A 1,932-nucleotide genomic window follows, 5' to 3' on the forward strand; every position below is an offset into this window, starting at 1 on the left:
CATCGACGTCTTCAATACAGAAGATATCAGTGCGGAATGTTCTGAAAACCAAGCCCGGCCCCCGCCTGCGGTGACTCGGCTGCGAGCGGCCTGCGATGGGGCCGTTGCTGGTTGGGGCCGCTGGGCTGATGTGGGGGCACGTGGTTGTTGCGGGCCCTAGTCCCGGCGGCGGCCTCGGCGCTTCGCGCCTGCTGCCTGGGGTGACTTTGGGCTTGGTGCGAATTGAGGTCTAATACTTTTCCCGTGAAGTGAACGACCTTATTTGGACCCCCGAAGCATTGGCATTTTTTGATTGCTATGTCCTGCGGTTTTGCAGCGCGAATCCTGCGGTTTTGCGGTCTAAAGGTGTGGATGCTCCGGGACTTCGTTTTTACTCGTTCACTTCTCGGGAAAGTATTAGAGCTCGGCTGACAGGGGTACCGCTCTGGTGTCGATGCCCTGCGTCTTTTTCGCTTGATTAGGGAAAACAGTCTCGCTTAAGTAATTGCGAGCCCGCCCAGACGTATCTGCGGGGTTGTCTGTACAATTCGCGGTATTATGTTGCGGAGTTTTGAAGGGAGCCGCTGGTGGTCACGACGACGTTTGCTTCGCCTTTGGGCGAAATCTTGCTTGCCGCTGATGGCCGCGGTCTGACGGGGCTTTGGTTTGAGGGGCAGGAGCACTTTGGTTCCACGCTTCTTAAAGAAAGCGCCGAATACGTTGAGGGCACCGATGCAGTTTCGGGTGCCGGGGGCATGCAGACGGTAAATCCGGCCAATGGCGCGGCTTCTTCGGTGCTAGAGCGTTCTTGGGCTTGGCTCAACGCCTATTTTGCGGGGCAGGAGCCTCGGTTTACGCCGCCGTTGCATTTGATTGGCACGGCGTTTCAGCGTGAGGTTTGGTTTGAGCTACTTTCAATTCCGCGTGGCGAGGTCGCTACGTATGGCGAGATCGCCCAGCGTGTTGCGGCTCGACATCGTGTGCCGGGAAATGAAGCGCCCGTTGTATCTCCTCGCGCGGTGGGGGCTGCGGTCGCTCGCAACCCTATTTCGATTATCGTGCCGTGCCATCGCGTGGTCGCGGCCGACGGATCGCTCAACGGATACGCCGGTGGACTGGATCGCAAGGAGTGGCTGCTGCGCCTCGAGGGTGCCTATCTATAAGCTGCAGGCGGCCGCAACGCCCATGCGGCAAGCGCGCTCGCTGTACGGGCGTTGTTTGCAGGGCGAGATGTGAAGCCGCCCGTTCCTTAAGTCCGACTAAGCTATAACCTTGCTTTTTTAAATATGCTCATCGACCTGCTAAGGCAGCACTAAGGCGAGTGCGGGTGCGCTATTATCGGCGCTCGCGGAGCGCTTGGTGTTCTTGGCATGCATGGACGAGGGCTCGGCGGGCTTTACCATGGCGTCGATCGATCTTTCGGAGGCGGTGAACAAGGCGGCGGCGCCGTTTAAGTCGGTGGTGGTCTCAGGCGGTAAGCGCCTGTCGACGTCGATTGCGACCGGCGTGCGGACCCATGCCGATGCCGCGGCGGTGGCGCAGGTGGTTGAGTTGCTACTGGACAACGCCACGCGCTATGCGAGCGAGGGCAGCGTGATTGAGCTGAGCCTGTGCGCCGTTTCGCACGGCAAAGGCAAGGGCGCCGCCGAGCTTGTCGTAACGAACGCCGTGGACGAGCTGCCCGAGGGCGACCTGGACCGATTGTTCGATCGCTTCTATCGTGCGGATGCGTCGCGCAGCTCCAAGACGGGTGGCTCGGGCGTGGGCCTGTCCGTGGTGCGTGCCATCGCCGAGGCCCATGGAGGCGCCGCCACCGTATCCGGTCACGGCAACCAGATCACCTTCACCGTTTGCCTTTAAAACCTGCCAAAAAAGAACAGGTTTATTTTGGCAGGTTTTATCTGGGGAAACGTGGTTGATTTCCGATCTCAGCCGAACACATTGAGCAAATAG

General features: G+C 59.5%; 2 protein-coding genes. Both read left to right on the plus strand.

Annotated elements, in window-relative coordinates; all coding sequences use genetic code 11:
* The first annotated feature begins 566 nt into the window (after positions 1–566).
* Positions 567–1,142, plus strand: a complete 576-nt coding sequence (locus DWV20_RS09780; protein WP_233508860.1) for a methylated-DNA--[protein]-cysteine S-methyltransferase — start codon at positions 567–569, stop codon at positions 1,140–1,142.
* A 196-nt stretch (positions 1,143–1,338) separates the two neighbouring features.
* The gene (locus DWV20_RS09785) at positions 1,339–1,839 is read left to right on the plus strand and encodes an ATP-binding protein (RefSeq protein ID WP_117790507.1); all 501 of its coding nucleotides are present in this window, start codon (positions 1,339–1,341) and stop codon (positions 1,837–1,839) included.
* Positions 1,840–1,932 lie beyond the last annotated feature (93 nt).

The organism is Collinsella sp. AF02-46-1, from assembly GCF_003465825.1.
In the GTDB taxonomy this organism is placed as follows: Bacteria; Actinomycetota; Coriobacteriia; order Coriobacteriales; family Coriobacteriaceae; genus Collinsella.